13 protein-coding genes are annotated in these 17,452 nt (G+C 72.0%); 4 read left to right on the top strand and 9 right to left on the bottom strand.

Annotated features, from left to right (window positions below):
• Positions 1-148: 148 nt before the first annotated feature.
• From ACSMTC_RS22870 to ACSMTC_RS22835, 8 genes are all read right to left on the bottom strand, one after another.
• Positions 149-1,771 (bottom strand): peptide ABC transporter substrate-binding protein, encoded by a 1,623-nt coding sequence (locus ACSMTC_RS22870; RefSeq protein ID WP_436561578.1) that lies wholly within the window; start codon positions 1,769-1,771, stop codon positions 149-151.
• A 429-nt stretch (positions 1,772-2,200) separates the two neighbouring features.
• A complete protein-coding gene (gene typA / locus ACSMTC_RS22865; RefSeq protein ID WP_436561577.1) occupies positions 2,201-4,105 on the bottom strand; it encodes a translational GTPase TypA in 1,905 nt (634 codons plus the stop codon).
• Positions 4,106-4,389: 284 nt separating this feature from the next.
• Entirely contained in the window at positions 4,390-6,384 is a 1,995-nt protein-coding gene (locus ACSMTC_RS22860; protein WP_436561576.1) for an ABC transporter family substrate-binding protein, read from the bottom strand.
• Between the two features lie 252 nt (positions 6,385-6,636).
• Positions 6,637-9,195, bottom strand: coding sequence for a SpoIIE family protein phosphatase (locus tag ACSMTC_RS22855; RefSeq protein WP_436561575.1), 2,559 nt, complete (start codon positions 9,193-9,195; stop codon positions 6,637-6,639).
• A 294-nt stretch (positions 9,196-9,489) separates the two neighbouring features.
• Positions 9,490-11,937 (bottom strand): SpoIIE family protein phosphatase, encoded by a 2,448-nt coding sequence (locus ACSMTC_RS22850; protein WP_436561574.1) that lies wholly within the window; start codon positions 11,935-11,937, stop codon positions 9,490-9,492.
• A gap of 493 nt (positions 11,938-12,430) precedes the next feature.
• A complete protein-coding gene (locus ACSMTC_RS22845) occupies positions 12,431-12,826 on the bottom strand; it encodes a (deoxy)nucleoside triphosphate pyrophosphohydrolase (RefSeq protein WP_436561573.1) in 396 nt (131 codons plus the stop codon).
• Positions 12,827-12,836: 10 nt separating this feature from the next.
• Complete coding sequence (locus ACSMTC_RS22840; protein ID WP_436561572.1) at positions 12,837-12,989, bottom strand: hypothetical protein; 153 nt, start codon at positions 12,987-12,989, stop codon at positions 12,837-12,839.
• Positions 12,990-13,233: 244 nt separating this feature from the next.
• Positions 13,234-14,046: a methyltransferase domain-containing protein gene (locus ACSMTC_RS22835; protein WP_436561571.1), complete on the bottom strand. Its 813-nt coding sequence runs from the start codon at positions 14,044-14,046 to the stop codon at positions 13,234-13,236.
• Between the two features lie 134 nt (positions 14,047-14,180).
• On the opposite strand from ACSMTC_RS22835, the gene ACSMTC_RS22830 reads away from it, so the two are divergent.
• From ACSMTC_RS22830 to ACSMTC_RS22815, 4 genes are all read left to right on the top strand, one after another.
• Complete coding sequence (locus ACSMTC_RS22830) at positions 14,181-14,765, top strand: pyridoxamine 5'-phosphate oxidase family protein (RefSeq protein WP_436561570.1); 585 nt, start codon at positions 14,181-14,183, stop codon at positions 14,763-14,765.
• A 73-nt stretch (positions 14,766-14,838) separates the two neighbouring features.
• Entirely contained in the window at positions 14,839-15,525 is a 687-nt protein-coding gene (locus ACSMTC_RS22825; protein WP_436561569.1) for a RibD family protein, read from the top strand.
• A 2-nt stretch (positions 15,526-15,527) separates the two neighbouring features.
• Positions 15,528-15,974: a deaminase gene (locus ACSMTC_RS22820; RefSeq protein ID WP_436564775.1), complete on the top strand. Its 447-nt coding sequence runs from the start codon at positions 15,528-15,530 to the stop codon at positions 15,972-15,974.
• Positions 15,975-16,040: 66 nt separating this feature from the next.
• On the top strand, positions 16,041-16,703 hold the full coding sequence (locus tag ACSMTC_RS22815) for an HAD-IA family hydrolase (RefSeq protein ID WP_436561568.1): 663 nt from the start codon (positions 16,041-16,043) through the stop codon (positions 16,701-16,703).
• Positions 16,704-16,760: 57 nt separating this feature from the next.
• Here the strand turns inward: ACSMTC_RS22815 and ACSMTC_RS22810 are convergent, their stop codons facing one another.
• Positions 16,761-17,405, bottom strand: coding sequence for a flavin reductase family protein (locus ACSMTC_RS22810; protein WP_436561567.1), 645 nt, complete (start codon positions 17,403-17,405; stop codon positions 16,761-16,763).
• Between the last annotated feature and the right edge of the window lie 47 nt (positions 17,406-17,452).

The following is a 17,452-nucleotide window of genomic DNA, read 5'->3' as shown; positions in this document are numbered from 1 at the left end:
TGCCTCCATTGCGTGGTCGGCGTGGAAGCGGCCGGTGCCGACCCACCGCCCTTCGTGGGGGGAGGGGTCGGCACCGGCCCGTTACGCCTGCTGCTGGTCCCGGGCTGCGTCGACGGCAGCCCTGGCGGGCCTGGTGGTACCGGCCTGCTTACTTCTTGATCTCGACCTGGGTGAACACCGGGTCACCGAAGGAGTCGAACTTGACGTTCTGAACCTTGTTCGAGTAGCCGGAGTTGACCTTGTAGTACCAGAGCGGGATGGACGGCATGTCCTTGGCCAGAACGGCCTCGGCCTGGCTGTACAGGTCGGTGGTCTTGTCGATCGAGGTGGCCGCGTCGGCCGCCTTCGACAGCTGGTCGAACTCCGGGCTGGAGTACTGCGAGTCGTTGGCGGAGGCACCGGTGCCGTAGAGGTCGCGCAGGAAGTTGGCGTTCAGCGGGTAGTCCTGCTGCCAGGCCGAGCGCATGATGCTGTCGACCTTGTGACCGTCGATCAGGTCACGGGCGGTCTTGAAGTCCGGCTTCGGGTCGCCGACGCACTCGATACCGGTGTTCTGGCGGATCGAGTTGCAGACCGCGTCGACCCACTCCTTGTGGCCGCCGTCGGCGTTGTAGAGGATCGTCACCTTGTTGTTCGGGACGCCGCCGCCGGCCGCGATCAGCTCCTTGGCCTTGGCCGGGTTGAAGGTGCAGGCCTCACCGCAGGCGGCCTTCTTGTAGCCCGCGACGTCCGGCGGCACCCAGCCGTCGGCCGGCATCCGCGAACCCTGCAGCACGGTCTTGGTGATGGTGTCGCGGTCGATCGCCATGGACAGACCCTGGCGGACCTTCGCCTTGTCGGCGTCCTTCCAGCCGTCCTGGTACATCGCGAAGGCGATGGAGGTGATGCCACCCATCGGCTGGTCGACCGCGCGGTCGCCCAGGTCGTTCTTGTACGAGGCCAGGTCGCTCGGGTCGACCTGGTCCAGCACGTCCAGGTTGTCCGAGACCAGGTCCTTGTAGGCGGCCTCGGCCTGGGTGTAGTTCTTGAAGACGATGCCGCCGTTCTTCGGCTTGTCGGCACCCTCGTACTTGTCGTAGGCGGCCAGGGTGACGGCCTTGTTGTGCTCCCACGAGACGAACTTGTAGGGGCCGTTGCCGACCGGGGACTCGCCGTACTTGGCCGGGTCGGTGAAGAAGACCTTCGGCAGCGGCGAGAAGGCGGTGTAGCCCAGCTTGTACTCGAAGTACGAGACCGGGGCGGTCAGGTCGATGGTGAAGTGGGTGTCGTCCACGACCTTCAGACCGGACATCTTGTCCGTGGACGGGTCACCCTTCTCCGGGTGGACGTCCTGGTAACCGGCGATGTCGGAGAACCAGTTGCTGTTGACCTGGTTGTTCTTGGTGTTGGCGGACCAGTTCCAGGAGTCCACGAAGGACTGCGAGGTCACCGGGGTGCCGTCGTGGAAGGTCCAGCCGGACTTCAGGGTCACGGTCCAGTGCTGCGAGTCGGTGGTCTCGATCTTGTCGGCGACCTGGTTGCGCAGCTTGCCGGTGGCCGGGTCGTAGTCGACCAGCCCGCGGAACAGGTTCTTGATGATGCGGCCGCCGCCGACCTCCATGGCATTCGCCGGCTGGAGCGGGTGCTGCGGCTCAGTGCTCTGGTAGCTGAACATGCCGCTGCTGTCGGCCTCGCCGCTGCTCGACGAACCGCCGCTGCTGCCACAGGCAGTGGCGGCAAGGGCGACCGCGACAGCCGCGACGACCCACTTGGCCTGGCTGGCACCGCGCATGGGTGTGCCTCCTGTATCCGTTATCCAAACGTGGAGAGCACCGCGGGAGCCGGCCGAAGCCGGAGGCCCGGCCAGACCCCTGCAGCGCTTCCTCGCCCGAGGTTTCGGCGCGCACCCCTGCGCGTAACCCTTGACCCGAGCTCGACTGAACCCACTATCGACCACGCTCGGATACTTAAGTGACCATTACGCATTTCAATTTGGTCACATGAAAGTTTGATTGTTTTTAAAAATCGGACATTCGAGACATACCCAGACAGGTACGAAACGGACAGTTCGCCTTGAATAACGGTCGGTTACGCACGATAACCGGACATCTAGATGATCATCAGGCTGCGCTCATCGATCACAGAGCGTGAAAAAGGGCCGGCCGTTCCCCCCTCCGCGGAGGGGGGAACGGCCGGCCCTTAGGGCGCTACCGAAAGAGCGTCAGCCCTTCTTGGCGCGCGACGCGGTACGTCCACGCTCCTTCTGGTCCAGGACGACCTTGCGGATACGCACGGTCTCCGGGGTCACCTCGATGCACTCGTCCTCGCGGCAGAACTCCAGCGACTGCTCCAGCGAGAGCTTGCGCGGCGGAACGATCGACTCGGCCACATCCGCGGTCGAGGACCGCATGTTGGTGAGCTTCTTCTCCTTGGTGATGTTGACGTCCATGTCGTCGGAGCGGGAGTTCTCGCCGACGATCATGCCCTCGTACACCTCGGTGCCCGGCTCGCAGAAGAGCACACCGCGCTCCTGCAGGTTGGTCATCGCGAAGGCGGTGACCACACCGGCGCGGTCGGCGACCAGCGAACCGTTGTTGCGGGTGCTCAGCGCGCCGAACCAGGGCTCGTGGCCCTCGTGGATCGAGTGCGCGATACCGGTGCCGCGGGTGTTGGTCAGGAACTCGGTACGGAACCCGATCAGGCCGCGGGACGGCACCACGAACTCCATCCGGACCCAGCCCGAGCCGTGGTTGGACATGTTGTCCATCCGGCCCTTGCGGACGCCCATCAGCTGGGTGACCGCACCCATGTGCTCCTCGGGCACGTCCACGGTCAGGCGCTCGACCGGCTCGTGGACCTTGCCGTTGACGTCCTTGGTGACCACCTGCGGCTTGCCGACGGTCAGCTCGAAGCCCTCGCGGCGCATGGTCTCGATCAGGATGGCCAGCGCCAGCTCACCGCGGCCCTGCACCTCCCAGGCGTCCGGACGGTCGGTGTCCAGCACGCGCAGCGAGACGTTACCGATCAGCTCGCGGTCCAGGCGGTCCTTCACCTGGCGGGCGGTCACCTTGCGGTCCACCTTGGCGCCGGACTTGGCGTCCGCGCCCTTGCCGCTGCCGCCCCTGCCGACCAGCGGCGAGGTGTTGGTACCGATGGTCATGGAGATCGCCGGCTCGTCGACCGTGATCAGCGGCAGCGCGACCGGGTTCTCCGGGTCCGCCAGGGTCTCACCGATCATGATCTCGGAGATGCCGGCGACGGCGCAGATGTCACCCGGGCCCGCCACCTCGGCCGGCTTGCGGGTGAGCGCCTCGGTCATCAGCAGCTCGGAGATGCGGACGTTCTGGATCGAGCCGTCGCGCTTGATCCAGGCGACGGTCTGGCCCTTGCGCAGCTCGCCCTGCTCGACGCGGAGCAGCGCGATGCGGCCGAGGAAGTTGTCGGCGTCCAGGTTGGTGACGTGGGCCTGGAGCGGCGCGTCCTCGTCGTAGCTGGGGGCCGGGACGTGCTCCAGCAGGGTGGAGAAGAACGGCTCCAGGTTGGTGCTGTCCGCGGGAACGGTGCCGTTCTCCGGCTTGGTCAGCGAGGCGACGCCGTCACGGGCGCAGGCGTAGACGATCGGGAACTCGATCTGGTCCTCGTCCGCGTCCAGGTCCAGGAACAGGTCGTAGGTCTCGTTGATGACCTCGTCGATCCGGGAGTCCGGGCGGTCGGTCTTGTTGATGCAGAGGATGACGGGCAGCCGGGCGGCGAGCGCCTTGCGCAGCACGAAGCGGGTCTGCGGCAGCGGGCCCTCGGAGGCGTCGACCAGCAGGACGACCGCGTCCACCATCGACAGACCGCGCTCGACCTCGCCACCGAAGTCGGCGTGGCCCGGGGTGTCGATGATGTTGATGGTGATCGGCGCGCCACCGTCCTTCGGGTGGTACTTGACCGCGGTGTTCTTCGCGAGAATGGTGATGCCCTTCTCGCGCTCCAGGTCGTTCGAGTCCATCATCCGGTCGTCGAGCTGCTGGTGGGCGGCGAAGGCGCCGGCCTGCTTCAGCATGGCGTCGACCAGGGTGGTCTTGCCGTGGTCGACGTGGGCGACGATGGCGACGTTACGGATGTCGTTGCGCGTGGGCATGCCTAGCGGATTCTCCCGGAATCGTGGGTTACGGCGCCCGGCTGCGTACAGCGTCGATCAGCGTCTTCGCCGTGGGCGACCTGCGATCCCTGTTGATCGCCGCCGCCCGGTCCGCCTGCTACTACCGGTCCACCCGCCGGGCACGATGACATGCCACGGCTTCCTCCTATGGTACGTGGAACCACCCAACGAATCCGAAACGGGCGTCCGAAGATGATCAGAACCGGCCGTGGCGCGGCCGGAACCGAACAGTGGCGGGCGACCCGGCCGTGCCCGGGCGCGGCTCAGCCGGCGCTGCGGAAGCCCAGGTCCTGGAAGCGCGGGCCGGCGAAGCCGTACGCGCCGGCGTTGGCGACGGTGTCGCGGACCGCGACCAGATCGGGGCGCTGGTAGAGCGGGACGGAGTGGGCGAGCTGCCAGATCCGGGCGTCGGCCTGCTGGAGCAGCCTGCGCTGCGCGCCCGGGTCGAGTTCGGAGGCGGCCCGGTCGAACAGCCGGTCGATCTCCTCGGTGCCGACCCTGGCGTAGTTGCGGCCGACCACCGGGATGCCGTCGGCTCCCGGCTGGGGCTTGGCGTAGAGCGCGCGCTCCTCGGCGCCGGGGAACCCGGTGGCGGGCCAGGAGAAGAGCGCCAGATCGTAGTCGCCGGTGGCCAGGTGGTCCCTGACGAACTCCTCGGCGGGCACCGGCTGGGAGCGCAGGGTGATCCCGGCCTCCGCCAGGTTGGCGGTGAGGGCGTCGGCCGTGCGCCGTGCGGTGGCGGAACCGTCCGGGATCAGCAGGGTGAGGACGAGCTGCTTGCCGTCCTTGGCCCGGCCCGAGCTGGTCCGCTTCCAGCCCGCCCTGTCCAGCAGCTTGGCGGCGTTGGTGTCCTCGTCCCCGGCGGCGGCGCTGTTGTCCTGGTAGCCGTCCTGGTCGGCCATCAGCAGGTGGTTGCCGAGCGGGGTGGCCGGCAGTCCCAGCGGGCCGAGCGCCGCCTTGGCGATCCGCCCCCGGTCCACGGCCAGGGCGACCGCCTGCCGGACGGTGGTGTCGGTGAGCGGCGCCCTGGCGGCGTTCAGGGTGAGCTGGGTGAAGGCTGGCGAGGCGGCCCGGTGCAGGGTCAGCCCGGGCATCGACTCGGCCCGGTGCAGCGCCTGGTCCGAGGCGTCCACCAGGGCGGCGGCGGCCGGCGGCGCGGCCGGGCTCTGCTTCGCCGAGGAGGACCCGGCGGCCGAGGCGGAGGTGCCGCGCGACGGCCGCGCGGAAGCGGAGGACGGGGACGGCTTCGGCGAGGCCGACGGGCCGGTCTCCGACGCGGAGGCCGAATCGGAATCCGACGCGGAGGCCGACGCCGAATCATGGGCGGCCGCCGACGCGGAATCACCGGCCGAGGCACTCCCCGATGCACCGGCCGATGCGCCGGCCGAGGACAGGGCTCCGGCACCGGACCGGTCCGCCAGGGCGTGGTCGATCGCGGAGGTGAGCGGGGCGATGTCCACCTTGCCCTGGTCCAGGGCGTCCAGGCGGGCGTTGGCCGGGGTGGCCAGGAAGTCGATCTCCTCGGCCTTGGCGGGGTTGCCCCACCACCTGACATTGCGGACCAGCGCCGCCTTCCCGGCCTCACGGTCGTACGAACGCACCTTGAACGGCGCGGCCGAGACCCGCAGCGTCTCGGCGGTGAGCGGCCGGTTGAAGGCGTCCGGGGTGCCCATCGACGCGGCCGGGTAGAGCGGGCTGAACAGGGCGCGCCAGGCGCCGTACGGCCGCTTGAAGGTGACCTTGACCTCGTGGGCGTCCGCGCCCTGTTCGATGGACCCGATCGCGGCGTACCCCGCCGGGCGGTCACTGTGGAAGGCCGGGGCGGTACCGGAGAGGGCGTGCCACTGGGCGGTGAAGTCGGCGGCCGAGATCGGGGTGCCGTCGCTCCAGGCGGCCTTGGGGTTGAGCCGGTAGGTGACGACCTGCGGGGTGTGCCCGGCCTTGGTGGACTGGGCGGAGACCAGGTAGTCGGGGTCGGCGGCGGGCCGGGCGTGCTCGTCCAGCCGGAACAGGCTGGGGAGCAGGGCGTGGGCGAGCAGCTGCGAGTCGGCGGTCGCCTCGGGCTGGAAGACGTTCAGGGTGGCCGGGACCGAGTCCACCGCCCAGCGCAGGGTGCCGCCCTCGCGGACGGCGGACCGGTCGGCGCGGGCGAGGTCCGCGGCGGTCGGCACGGGCGGAGCGTTGTCCTCGGAGCAGCCGGCCAGTGCGGTGCTCAGCATCAGGGCGAGGGCGGCGGCGGTGACCTGGGGGACGCGCATGCACTTCTCCGGCGGATGGTCAGCTGATCCGAGGATTCAGGGCGGACCACCACTGAAGGCCACCCGTCCTCCCCGGACCGTCCGACACGGCGTCCCGCCCCCCGGAAGCACCCTCCCGGCCTATCGGAGACACACGGTCGACGGCAGACACCCGGGCCGGCCCCCGACGCCTCGGGTGGATGGAGCCCCCTCGACGCTCCGAGGCCGGCCGCAGGTCTCCCGCGCCCCGGCCGGCCCCGCGGCCGAGGGCCGCTACAGCGCCAGCTCGAACCAGACGATCTTGCCGTTGGGCGTCCGGCGGCTCCCCCAGCGTTCGGCCAGCAGGCTGACCAGCTGCAGGCCGCGGCCGCCCTCGTCGGTCTCCTGGGCACGGCGCTGCCTCGGCTGCGCGTAGCCGTCGTCCCAGACCTCGCAGACCACCGTACGGTCCCGGAGCAGCCGCAGCCGGATCTCGCCCCGCCCGTGCCGCAGCGCGTTGGTGACCAGCTCGCTGACCAGCAGCTCGGTGGTGTCCACCAGTTCGTCCAGGCCCCGGGTGAGCAGCCAGGCGCAGGCGAGGTCGCGGGCCTTGCCGACGCTGGTCAGCTCGGCGGGCAGCTTCCAGTCGCCCACCGCGTCCTCGGGCAGGCTCTGCACCTTGGCCATCAGCAGCGCGATGTCGTCCTCGCCGTGGTGCGGGATCAGCTCGTCCAGCACCTGGTCGCAGAGCTTCTCCAGCTCCTTGGAGCCGCCGGTGAGCGCCGTACGGAAGGCACGCAGGCCCTCGTCCAGCTGGTGCTTGCGGGACTCCACCAGGCCGTCGGTGTAGAGGCCGAGCACCGCGCCGTCCGGCAGGTCGACCCAGACCTCCTCGAAGGGTTCGCCGCCGACGCCGAGCGGCAGGCCGGGCGGGACGTCCAGCATCCTGGCGGGCTCACCGGGGCTGAGCAGGACGGGCGGCAGGTGGCCCGCGTTGGCGAAGGTGCACCGCTGCTTGACCGCGTCGTACACGGCGTACACGCAGGTGGCGAGGTAGAGCTCGGTGGACTCCTCCCCGGGGCGGTCGCTGTCGCCGCCGAGGCCGCGGGCGATCTCGTCCAGCGCGCCGAGCACCTCGGCGGGGTCGAGGTCGAGCATGGCGAGGGTGCGCACCGCCGTACGGAGCTGGCCCATCGCGACGGCGGCCCGCAGGCCGCGGCCCATCACGTCGCCGATCACCAGGGCGGTACGGCTGCCGGGCAGCGGGATGACGTCGAACCAGTCGCCGCCGACCTCGGTGTTGTTGTTGCTGGGCAGGTAGCGGCGGGCGATCTCCAGGCCGGTGGCGGCGGGGTTGCCGGGGGGCAGCAGGCTGCGCTGGAGCAGCAGGGCGCGTTCGTGCTCGCGGCGGTAGAGGCGGGCGTTGTCGACGCAGACGGCGGCGCGGGCGACCAGTTCCTCGGCGATGGCGACGTCGCGGGCGTCGAAGGGCTCGCTGCCGATCGCGCGGGAGAGCTGGACCAGGCCGAGCACCTGGTCGCGGGCGACCAGCGGGACGACCAGGGTGGAGCGCAGCAGCGGGTCGGGGCCCGGCTGGGGGACGACGCTGCGGCCGGTGCGCAGTGCGCGGGCGTGCGGGGAGCGGCGGGGGTAGCAGAGGCTTCCGCCGGCCTCGGCGACCGGCACCGACCCTTCGGCACCGAGCACGCTGGAGGCGCCGCCGACCACACTGGAGACGGCGACCCGGCGCAGTTCGCCGCAGCCGTCGGAGAGCCCCGGCCGGCCGGAGATCGGTCCCGAGTCGCCGGTGAGCAGCGCGGTGTAGAGGTCGACGGTGGCCAGGTCGCAGAACTGCGGGACGATCACGTCCAGCAGTTCCTTGGCGGTGGTCTCCAGGTCGAGGGTGGAGCCGATGTGGCTGCTGGCCTCGTTCAGCAGGGCGAGGCTGCGGCGGACCCCGGCGGCCTCGCGCTCGGCGACGTGCCGGCTGGTGACGTCCATGACCTGGCCGGCGACGCCCATCGGGTGTCCGGCCGCGCCGGTGAGCCGGTAGAGCGAGACGGCCCAGCGGCGTCCGCCGCCCTGGCGGCCGGCGGTGGGGGCGGGGACGCCGGCGGTGCGCGGGACGGCCCCGGTGATCCGCAGGTCGACGATCGGGCCGCCGCCGTCGAGCACCTTGCGCAGCGCGACCAGCAGCCGCTCGGCCTCTCCGGACAGGAAGAGGTCGTAGGGGGTGAGCCCCTGCAGCTCGGCGGGTGAGAGTCCGACGCTCGCGGCGAAGGCGTCGTTGACCCGCTGGAGGCGCAGCTCGTTGTCGAAGAGGAAGAAGCCGGTGGGGGTCTGCCCGAAGACGGCCTCCGAGGCGGCCAGGTCGGTCTCGATCCGGCGCAGCCGTCCGAGATCGACCGCGAGACAGGTGGCGCCGGGTGTGCCGGTGTCGGGCACCGCGTCGGGCATCGCGTAGACCTCGGCGAGGCCTTCGGTGCCGTCGGCGTCCCGGTAGGGCGCCGTGCCGACCCACTCCTCGCCGGCCAGGATGCGTTCCAGCCGGACCCGGCCGCGCTGCCAGTGCTCGCGGGGGACGAAGGTGGTGATCGGGTCGGCACCTACCGCCTCGGTGGCGGGGACGCCGAAGAACTCGGCGGCCCGGCCGCTCCACTGGCTGATCCGCCCGTCCGGGCCGATCGCGAAGGTGGCGACCCTGACGAAGTCGTAGATGGAGCCCGGCTGGGTGTGTCCCCAGCTGCCGGGCGCGCAGCGGTCCCTGCCACGGTCGGTCGGGACACCGTGCTGTCCGGGCAGGGCAGTAGTGCTGTCGCTGCTCGGCGCGTTCGGTGCCGGGATGCTGTTCAACGGACCGACCCTCCAACCCGTGGCCATCCGGATGTCGAGAACCCGAGTATTCATCATCCGGGGGCAGGCGCACACGCCCCGGACATCACAACATCGAATCAAGGGCGGTCCCGCCCCGGGTCCTTACCCGGCGTCGACTGTTCGAACCAGACGGCTCGGCCGGGATCGACACACCGGGATCAGGCACACGGAGCTTATCGGACCTGAATGATGATCAGATCCGACAAGATCATGCACGATTGTGACGGAGAACAGCGTATTGATGAACGTCCAATGGCGACGGTGAACATCCGGCTATCTGATTGCCGCCCCCCGGCCCGAACCATCGGTCGCCAGTTCGAACCAGACCACCTTCCCCATGCCCTCGGCCCGGGCACCCCACCGCAGCGCTAGGCGGCCCACCAGCTCGAGACCCCGGCCGCCCTCGTCGGCCTCGGCCGCGTGGCGCTCGCGCGGCGGATCGGGCAGCGGGTCGGAGATCTCCACCAGCAGGGTGTCACCCAGGGTCAGCCGGACGCCGATCGGTGCGCTGGCGTACCGGACCGAGTTGGTCACCAGCTCACTGACCAGCAGTTCGGCGGTGTCCGTGAGCCCTTCCACGGACCAGTCGGCCAGGGTGCCGCGCACCAGGCGGCGGGCCCGGGAGACCGCGGTCGGCTCGGCCGGCAGCGTCCAGCCGGCCGTCGGGGTACCGGTCCGGCCCCGGCCCAGCCGGGCCAGCAGCAGGGCGACGTCGTCCGGCTCCTGGCCGTGCTCCATGGTGGCCAGCACCGCCTCGCACGCCTGATGGATCGACGGGTACGGCTGTTCCAGCACACTGATCAGCCGCCCGAGGCCGACGTCCAGGTCCTTGTCCCTGGACTCCACCAGGCCGTCCGTGCACAGCGCCAGCAGACTGCCTTCGGGGATCTCCAGCTCGATCGACTCGAACGGCACACCGCCGACCCCGAGCGGCGCACCGGACGGCAGCTCCACCACCCGCCCGGCGCCGCCCGGCAGCGGACTGCCGGTCAGGGCGGCCTGCTCGGCCCGTTCCCCGGGCACGACCAGGACCGGTGGGATGTGGCCCGCCTTGGTGACGACCAGCCGTCCGGTCGACGGGTCGAAGACCGCGTACACGCAGGTGGCCAGCAGCGCCTCGTCCGGGCCCTGGGCCAGGTCGTCGGCCAGCTCGTTGACGTGCCGCAGCAGCAGCTCGGGCGGCAGGTCGAGCCCGGCCAGGGTACGTACGGCGGTGCGCAGCCGTCCCATGGTGGCGGCGGCCCGCAGGCCGTGGCCCATCACGTCGCCGACCACCAGCGCGGTCCGCTCGCCCGGCAGCGGGATGACGTCGAACCAGTCGCCGCCCACCTCGGTGCCGCTGCTGCCCGGCACGTACCGGTAGGCGACCTCGATGCCGGCGGGCTGCGGGACCTGCTGGGGCAGCAGGGTGCGCTGGAGGGTGAGGGCGGCGGTGCGCTCGCGCGCGTACAGGCGGGCGTTGTCCAGTGAGCTGCCCGCCCGGTCGGCGAGCTCGACGGTGAACGCCAGGTCGTCCCGGTCGAAGCCCTCCCGGTAACCCGCGCGGCTGACCACCAGCAGACCGATCACGATACCCCGGGCGCGCAGCGGTACCACCAGTCGCGAATGCACGCCCAGGTCGTGCGCCGCCTGCATCTTGGGGTCGCCGGGGTAGGAGAGGTCGCTCAGCTCCTCGGGGCCGGAGAGCAGTTCGGCCACGCCGCTGCGCAGTACCCGGCCGAAGGCGGAGTCCTCGGCGAAGGTGATCCTGGCTCCCCGGCGGAGCATCGTCTCCACCTCGGGTCCGTCCTGGATCGAGGCGGTGCCCAGCTGGAGCAGTGAGGTCCGCCGGTCGTGGCCGTGCCGGGGCAGGTCGTCGCCGTGCGCCACCGCCTGAAGCAGGATCACCGCGGAGTAGTCGGCCAGCCGGGGGACCACCGCGCCGGCCAGCTCCTGGGCGATCCGCGAGGCGTCCAGCAGGTCGCCGACCCTGGACCCGAACTCGTTGAGCAGCGAGAGCCTGCGCCTGGCGTTCTCGACCTTGGACACCGCCCGGTACCGCTCGGTCACGTCCATCACCGTGCCGGAGATGCCGAGCACCCGGCCCGAGCGGTCGGTCATCCGGCTGTAGGAGATCGACCGGTAGCCCGCCCTGGCGGTGGCCGGCGCGGCGAGGGTGACGTCGACGACCGGTTCGCCGGTGGCCAGCACCTGCCGCTGGATGGTGGTGATCTCGTCGGCGGCGCGCTCCGGCAGGGTCTCGCCGGTGGTACGGCCCACGTGGTCCTCGGCGGCGATGCCGTTCAGCTCGGCGAGGGTCCGGTTGACGGCGGTGTAGCGCAGGTCGGTGTCGAGGATCGCGATGCCGAGCGGGGACTGCTCGAAGAGCGCGTCCCGCACCGCGAGATCGCGCTCGACCGCCTGGAGCGTCCCGGCGTCCACCAGCGCCGCCTGGAGGAAGGGCGTGCCGTCCCCGTCCACCAGCAGCGAGACCCGGGCCTCGACCTCGACCAGCTCGCCGTCCCGGTGGCGCAGCCCGATCAGCCCGTGCCAGCCACCGGTGCGCACGGCCTCCCGGATCGCCGCCTCGGTGTTGGCGATGACCTCCCTGTCGTCCACCAGGTCGTCGACCCGGCGGCCGACCACCAGCTCGCTCGGCCAGCCGAGCAGTTCCTCGGCGGCCGGGCTCCACAGCACCACCCGGCCCGAGGTGTCCAGGATCGTGATGGCCACCTTCACCACGTCGAACAGGCTGCCCTGGGCGCGCCGGCCGGACCGGGGCGGCGGCGTACCGGAGCCCGGGAACGGTGCGGTCGGGCGGCCGCGCGAGGTGGGCGCCCGCGGTGGGGCCTCGCGACGGCGGACCGGTGCCGGGAGCACCGGCGGCGCGGCGGGGGGCGTACGGCGGCGTAGCCGGGCGCGCGCAGCGGCACTCCCAAGCCCCCGGCCCGTACCGACGCTCCCGGCCACCGGACCGGCCGGGCGCAGCGGACCACGCCGGGGGAGCCCCTGGCCTTGCCGTGCTCCCCCGCCGCTAGCCGTACTCGACACGGACGGGGCCTCCGGCTCTCGGGCTGCGCACCTCGGCGGAACTCCGGGTACGGGATGGCTTGCTCACCAGTGGTGACGAATGCTGCCGAACGGTGACATACCCGTCACATTGCCAGCGTATCCCGGGGAGTCGGGTGCTCTTCCCGATCGACGCACCGGGCCAGGACCGGCGAGCCCCCCGCGGTCAGGACTGGTCGAGCAGCCGGGCGACGTGCGGGAGGACCTCGCGGTCGTGCTCCAGCCAGTCCACCTCGGCGAGCTCGGACGGGCCGAGCCAGCGCAGTTCGGAGTGGTCCTCCAGCGGCTGCGGGTCGCCGGAGAGCAACTCGGCGGCCCAGATGCGCAGTTCCAGCCCGGGCCGGATCGGCCAGCGGCCCGGCAGCTGGCGCAGCGCGCGGGCGCGTACGCCGAGCTCCTCGTGCAGTTCGCGCTCCAGTGCCTGCTCCGGGCTCTCCCCCGGCTCGGCCTTTCCGCCGGGGAACTCCCAGTAGCCCGCCACCTCGGGCGGCGCACTCCTCCTGGCGGCCAGTACCCGGCCCTGGTGGATGAGGGCTCCGCCGACGACGATCCGGTTCTCCATGTCCCAGACCCTATGCGGGCTCGGCCTCGATCCAGTACAGCTGCTTGTGGCCACGGGCCTCGAACTCGCCCGCCAGTTCCTCGGCCTCCGCCCGCCCAAGGCCCTTGGCGACCACGAAGCGGTTCCCGTTGTCGTCCTGGCGCATCACCCGGTACGTCTCCATACCCGCACGCTAGCCGCCACGGCCGTACCGGGCCCGGCCCGGTGGGGGACGGGCCGGGCCGGGTACTGCCGAGGACGCTACGGCCGCACTGCTACCGGCGGGTACGGACCCGGTTAACACCGGGTAATGCGGGCCCGCCCGGAGCGGGACCGGGGGCGGCCGCCCGGCCCGGCGGTCGCCCGGGCACCACTCGAAAGCCGTACGGGCGACAGGCCGGTGAACCCGGGCGGGGTACCCCGCGCGTTCAGACCCGGGCCAGCACCTCACCGTGCAGGACCGCGAACCAGCCGTCCGGCGAGGCGGCCCAGGAGCGCCAGCCTTCCGCGATCCGCTCCAGCCCGGCCGCGTCGGCGTACCCCCGGGCGACGGCGCTCTCCGCGAACGCGGACCGGAGCGTGCGGTCCGCCCACATGCCGCCCCAGAAAGCGCGCTCCTCGGGCGTGGCGTACGTCCAGGTGCTGGAGGTGGCCCGGACCCGCTCCAGGCCGGCCGCGTGCGCCCAGGAGAGCAACCGCCGCCCGGCGTCCGGCTCACCGCCGTTGGCCCGGGCGATCCGCCGGTACAGCGCCAGCCACTCGGCCGGCTCCGGGAGTCGGGGGTACCAGGTCATCGCCGCGTAGTCGCAGTCGCGGGCCGCGACCACCCCGCCGGACGCGGTGACCCGGCGCATCTCGCGCAGCGCGGCCACCGGGTCGGCGACGTGCTGCAGTACCTGGTGGGCGTGGACCACGTCGAACTCGCCGTCCCGGTAGGGAAGCCGGTGCACGTCGGCGACCTCGAACAGCACATTGGACAGCCCGCGGCCGGCCGCGTACCCGGCGGCCTGCTCCAGCACCTCGGCGGAGGTGTCCACGGCGACCACGCGACCGGTGGGGCCGACCAGTTCGGCCAGGTCGGCGGTGATCGTGCCGGGACCGCAGCCGATGTCCAGCAGGCGCTGCCCCGGCCGCAGTTCGGGCAGCAGATAGGCCGCCGAGTCAGCCGCCGTACGCGAGCGATGCGAGCGCAGCACCGGCTCCTGGTACCCATGGGTGTAAACAATCTGACGATCAGTCACTGCTTCTCCCTCTCGCGTCGCGGCACTCACGAGAGTATGCGGATGTCCCAATCTGCGAGAATACGCATCTCGCATGGCAAGACACTCACTGAATCCACTTCACCTCGCCGGGCCACGGTCGCCACAATCGACGCATGGGAAAGACCTATGAACGCATCGACGGCCGCCTGCGGACCTTCATCGAGAGCCAGCCGGTCTTCTTCACCGCCACCGCCCCGCTCGCCGGGGACGGGCACGTCAACCTCTCCCCCAAGGGCCGCTCCGGGACGCTCGCCGTGCTGGACGAACTGACCCTGGCCTACCTCGACTTCGGCGGCAGCCACGCCGAGACCCTCGCCCATCTGCGGGAGAACGGGCGGATCACCCTGATGTGGTGCGCCTTCACCGGACCGCCCACGGTGGTACGGGTGCACGGACGCGGCGAGGCGGTCTTCCGCGACGACCCGCGCTTCGGGGAGCTGCTGGCGCACTTCGACCCGTCCGCGGACGGCGCCGGGCTGCGCGCGGTCGTGCTGGTGCGCGCCGAACGGGTGAGCGACTCCTGCGGCTTCGCGGTGCCGCTCATGGACTACCAGGGCGACCGCGGCCTGCACGCGCAGTACTTCGAGCGCAAGGACGACGAGGAGTTCCGGGCGTACTGCGCGGGCAAGGAGTACGTCGGCTCCAGCATCGACGGCCTGCCCGCCCTCCCCCTGCCACTCCCGCCCCGGACGCCGTAGGGGCGCGGGCGGGGAGCGGCCCCTCGGCCGTACCGTTTCCCCTCGTACACCCCCGCAGAGAAACGGACCGCCCGTGGCCGCACGCCGCCCGTACGTCCTGCTGAGCGCCGCGATGTCCGTCGACGGCTTCCTCGACGACGCCTCGCCCGACCGCCTGCTGCTGTCCAACCCGGCCGACTTCGACCGGGTGGACCAGGAGCGGGCCGGCTGCGACGCCATCCTGGTCGGCGGCAACACCCTGCGCCGGGACAACCCCCGACTGCTGGTCAACTCCGCCGCCCGGCGCGCGGCCCGGGTCGCGGTCGGCAAGCCCGAGTACCCGCTCAAGGTCACCCTCAGCGCGAGCGGGGCGCTCGGCGCCGGACTTGCCTTCTGGCACACCGGCGGCGCGAAGCTCGCGTACACCACGCGGGCGGCGGCGCCCGGGCTGCGCGCCGAACTGGCCGGGCTGGCCGAGGTGGTCGGCCTCGGCGCACCGGTGGATCTCGGCGAGGTACTCGACGACCTCGGGGCGCGCGGCGTCGAGCGGCTGATGGTCGAGGGCGGCGGCAGCGTGCACACCCAGTTCCTCGCCCAGGGTCTCGCCGACGAACTGCAGCTCGCCATCGCCCCGCTGCTGGTCGGCCAGGCCGACGCCCCCCGCTTCGCCGGCCCAGCCGACTACCCCGGCGGTCCCACCCGGCGGATGCGACTGGTCGAGGCGCGTACGGTGGGCGATGTCGTCCTGCTCAGGTACGCCCCCAAGGAGACCAGCCCGTGACCATGTCCGAGGACCTGCGGTGGCTCGGCCGTGCCGTCGAACTCTCCCGGCTCTGCCCGCCCTCCGAGACCGCCTTCTCGGTCGGCGCGGTGATCGTGGGCGCCGACGGCGAGGTCCTCGGCGAGGGCTACAGCCGTGAGCTCGACGCCCACAACCACGCCGAGGAGGCCGCGCTCGCCCGACTGTCCGCCGCGGACCCCCGGCTGCGCACGGCCACCGTCTACAGCTCGCTGGAACCCTGCGGGCAGCGCGCCTCCCGGCCGCGCACCTGCGCCCAGCTGATCATCGCGGCGGGCATCCCCCGGGTCGTGATCGCCTGGCGGGAGCCGGACCTCTTCGTCACCGCCTGCCAGGGGACCGCCCTGCTCACCGCCGCGGGAGTGGCGGTCGAGGAGCTGCCGGAGCTGGCGGGGGCGGCCCGCGCGGTCAACGCGCACCTGCTCGCCTGAGGCCCGCTCGGGCAGATTTTGTATGCTACGGAAACAAATCTGCCCGCACGCTGCCGAGGAGGCCGTATGACCGCCACGTCCACCATGCTGACCGCCGGGGCACTGCTGCTCGACATGGACGGCACCCTGGTCAACTCCGATGCGGTGGTCGAGCGTTGCTGGCGCCGCTGGGCGTCGGCCAACGGGCTGGACGCGGACGAGGTGCTGCGGACGATCCACGGCCGCCAGGGCCACCTCGCCATGGCCGTACTGCTTCCGCAGCGGCCGGTGGCGGAGAACCTCGCGGACAACCGGCGGATGCTCGCCGAGGAGACCGCCGACCTCGACGGCATCGCCGGGATCCCCGGCGCCGCGGCGTTCCTCGCCTCGCTCACCGGGCTCCCGCACGCCCTGGTCACCTCGGCCGACGACGCCCTCGCCCGCGCCCGGATGGGCGCGGCCGGGCTGCCCCTGCCGCCCGTCATGATCACTGCCGAGCTGGTCGGCGCCGGCAAGCCCGACCCGGAGTGCTTCCACAAGGGCGCCGCCGCACTCGGCCTCGCACCGGAATCGTGCCTCGTCTTCGAGGACTCCGAAGCCGGGATCCAGGCCGCCCGCGCGGCCGGAATGCCCGTGGTCGGAGTCGGCCCGCGCGCCGCCGCCCACCGTCCGACCGTCCACGTGGACACCCTGGAACAGGTCCGGGTCACCGCGGCGGACGACGGCACGCTCGGCGTCCTGATCGGCTGACCGGTCACCGTCCCGCCCGGCTGACCGGTCGCCGTCCCGCCCGGCCGGCCGGGCGCCTCACGGCCTGGGCCGCCGGACACCGGCCGTCAGCGAACGGGAGCTGTGGCCGAGTTCGGAGCCCAGGCCGAAGTAGTGGCGGAAGTTGTAGACCAGCGGACTCCAGGCACCCGGATCGACGTGCTGCGTTCCGGGGACGACGATCGCCGGGTCCGCGTGCACCCGGCAGACCCCGGCCTGCACGATCAGGAACCCGCCCGCCTCGTCGTGCCGGACGTCCACCGCCCGGGCCTCCAGCTGGAGCGGGCACTCGGCCACCCTGGGCGGACGGACCAGTTCGGACGGTTCCGCGCGCAGCCCCGCCGCCTTGAACTTGTCCCGCTCGTACCGGGTGTGCGGCGCGGTGGCGGCGGGCCCCTCGGGCTGGCCGGTGAGTCCGCCGAGCAGTTCCACCGCGGGCCACATCCCGGGCGTCGGCAGGCTCAGCACCAGCTCCGGCCGGGCGGCCAGGTTGCGTCCGCTCTGGCCATCGCGGCCGAGCCCCAGGACGACCACCTGGCCGAGGGCCCAGGCGGAGGAGAACGGGGCGAGGTTGAACGAGCCGTCCTCGTTCTCGGTCGAGAGCAGCACCACGGGTGTCCCGAAGTACAGGATGCTCGGCGTGATGGTGAGGTGTCCGGCGGCGTCGATGGTCGTGGTCGTCATGACGGCGACCGTAGGCGCCGGACACTTCGATGCCCGCCGAAGTGGAG

This window comes from Kitasatospora sp. HPM-01-4 (assembly GCF_051374625.1).
Taxonomy (GTDB): Bacteria; Actinomycetota; Actinomycetes; order Streptomycetales; family Streptomycetaceae; genus Kitasatospora.
Note: the sequence above shows the minus strand (reverse complement) of the source record. Positions and strands in the feature narration are given on the sequence as shown.